Origin of the sequence: Melaminivora alkalimesophila (genome assembly GCF_000282995.1) — a bacterium.
In the GTDB taxonomy this organism is placed as follows: domain Bacteria; phylum Pseudomonadota; class Gammaproteobacteria; order Burkholderiales; family Burkholderiaceae_C; genus Melaminivora; species Melaminivora alkalimesophila.
Genome location: NZ_ALEE01000306.1, coordinates 1 through 2,584, shown reverse-complemented (window position 1 = coordinate 2,584; position 2,584 = coordinate 1). Strand labels below are relative to the sequence as shown.

The following is a 2,584-nucleotide window of genomic DNA, read 5'->3' as shown; positions in this document are numbered from 1 at the left end:
TGCCGCCGCTGCGCCCATGGCTGCTGCGCGGCGCGGCGCTGGCAGCCGCCCCCTTGCCCTCGCGCCTGGCGCGCCGCCCCTCCTCGAAGCGCCCGCGTGGGCGTTCCTCTTCGAGTTCGATGGGCTCGAGCTCGATCTTCTTCTTGGTGAGCTTTTCGATGTCCGCCACCAGGCGCGTGTCGCTGCCCGCCACCAGCGTCACCGCCAGGCCGGAGGCGCCAGCGCGGCCGGTGCGGCCGATGCGGTGCACGTAGTCCTCGGCGTTGAAGGGCACGTCGTGGTTGAAGACCGCCGGCACGTCCTTGATGTCCAGTCCGCGCGCCGCGACGTCGGTGCACACCAGCAGGTCCACCTCGCCGGCCTTGAAGGCCTCCAGCGCCTTCAGACGCTCGTCCTGGCTCTTGTCGCCATGCAGCGCCGCAGTCTTCAGGCCGTCGCGCTCCAGCGCACGCGCCAGGCGCGCACAACCGAGCTTGCTGTTGACGAAGATGAAAGCCTGGCGCAGGTCACGGTCCTTGAGGACCTTGCGGATGGCGCGCCGCTTGTCGTCGCCGTCCACGCGGAAGAAGCGCTGCTCGACGGTGGAAGCCGTCTCGTTCGGGCGCGCCACCTCGATCACCACCGGATCCTGCAGGTAGCTGCCGGCCAGCCGCTTGATCTCGGGCGAGAAGGTGGCAGAAAACAGCAGGGTCGTGCGCTGCTTGGGCAGGTACGACAGGATGCGCTGCAGATCCGGCAGGAAGCCGATGTCCAGCATGCGGTCGGCCTCGTCGAGCACCACGTACTCGACCTGGTTGAGCACGGTGTTCTTGGCCTCGATGTGGTCCAGCAGGCGCCCCGGGGTCGCCACCAGCACCTCGACGCCCTTCTTCAGCTCCAGGGTCTGCGGCTTCATGTCCATGCCGCCGAAGACCACGGTGCTGCGCAGCTTGGTGTACTTGGCGTAGAGCGCGATCTGCTGGGCGACCTGGTCGGCGAGCTCGCGGGTGGGAAGCAGCACCAGCGCGCGCACCGGATGGCGCGCCGGCGAGGCCGAGCTGTTCTCGTGCTTGAGCAGCCGCTGCAGCAGCGGCAGGGAGAAGGCCGCCGTCTTGCCGGTGCCTGTCTGGGCGGCACCCATCACGTCCTTGCCGGTCAGGACGACGGGAATGGCCTGCGCCTGGATCGGCGTCATGGTCTCGTAGCCCATCTCGGCTACGGCGCGCTTGAGCGGTTCGGCAAGCGCCAGAGTGGAATAAGCTTGTGTCATCAAGCCGTGATTGTCGCACTGCAACAAAAAACGGGCCATGGGTGATGGCTTGTCACAGCGAGGATGCCCCGAATGTGTCGCAGGATTGCACGCTTCCGCTGTCGTAGCCGCGCGTGAACCAGCGCACGCGCTGGGCGCTGGTGCCGTGCGTGAAGGCGTCGGGGCGGACGGTGCCGCTGCTGCGCCGCTGCAGGGTGTCGTCGCCGATCTGCTGGGCGGCGTTCATGGCGGCCTCGATGTCGCCCGCCTCCAGCCAGTTGCGCGCCTGTTGTGAGTGGCGCGCCCAGATGCCGGCGTAGCAATCGGCCTGCAGCTCCAGGCGCACCGACATGGCGTTCTGTTCGCGCTGGCCGGCGCGCCCGCGCAGCCCATCCACCTTGGCTGTGGTGCCCAGCAGGGTCTGCACGTGGTGGCCGACCTCGTGCGCCACCACGTAGGCGCGCGCGAACTCGCCCGGGGCGCCGAGCTGGCGGCTCATGGTGTCGAAGAAGTCCATGTCGAGGTAGACCTTCTGGTCGCCCGGGCAGTAGAACGGCCCCATGGCGCTTTGCCCGGTGCCGCAGGCGGTGGGCGTGGCGCCGCGGAACAGGACCAGCTTCGGCGTGCGGTACTGGCCACCGCCCTCGCGGAAGATCTGGCTCCACACGTCCTCGGTCGAGGCCAGGATGGTCGACACGAAGGCGGCCTGCCGGTCGCCCTCGGGCGGCTGCGGCGCCGGGCCCTGCTGGACCTGCGGCGCCTCGCCACCCCCGGAGAGCACGCTCAGCGTCGTCAGCGGGTTGATGCCGAACACCCCCCAGCCGATCAGCGCCACCACCACGGCGCCGATGCCGATGCTGCGCCCGCCGACCAGGCCGCCGCCGCTGCGCCGGTCCTCGACGTTGGAGGATTCGCGATTGCCTTCCCATTTCATGGCTGTTTCCCGCTCGCGGTGGCTTGCGCCCGCCGCCGATCAGCGCGCGGCCAGCAGGGCTTCATCGCCCTGCGCCGGCAGGCGCGGTTGCAAGGTGGTGGTCACGTATTGCGCCGCCTGCAGCCGGGCATCGCGCACATGGCGCTCCAGCAGCCGGTCGAACGCCAGCAGCTGCACGACGATGACGACCAGGCCTGCAGCCGCAAGCCATGCGGCAACGCGCGCGCCGGAGGGCGGATCTGCGGGGGTGTTGCGCCCGGGGCGCGCGGCGGAGGAGGCAGGGTCGACCATGGGGAAGGGGCTCCAGCTTCGTTCGGGAAGATTGGCAGCATGCTAGCCGGCTGCCCTCTCCGGCGCGTGCGACGCGCGGCGCGCCCCGGCGTAGGACGGCTGCCGGGTCGCGTGCGCAGCGCCGCCCGACA

General features: G+C 70.2%; 3 protein-coding genes. All 3 read right to left on the bottom strand.

From position 1 onward, the window contains the following. Positions 1-1,249 (bottom strand): DEAD/DEAH box helicase (locus A612_RS05765; RefSeq protein ID WP_040436194.1); only part of this gene is annotated, 1,249 nt, incomplete at its 3' end. A gap of 52 nt (positions 1,250-1,301) precedes the next feature. Continuing rightward, positions 1,302-2,162 (bottom strand): KPN_02809 family neutral zinc metallopeptidase, encoded by an 861-nt coding sequence (ypfJ, locus tag A612_RS05760; protein WP_019373579.1) that lies wholly within the window; start codon positions 2,160-2,162, stop codon positions 1,302-1,304. Positions 2,163-2,201: 39 nt separating this feature from the next. Continuing rightward, positions 2,202-2,453 (bottom strand): hypothetical protein, encoded by a 252-nt coding sequence (locus tag A612_RS05755; protein ID WP_019373578.1) that lies wholly within the window; start codon positions 2,451-2,453, stop codon positions 2,202-2,204. Positions 2,454-2,584: the final 131 nt, after the last annotated feature.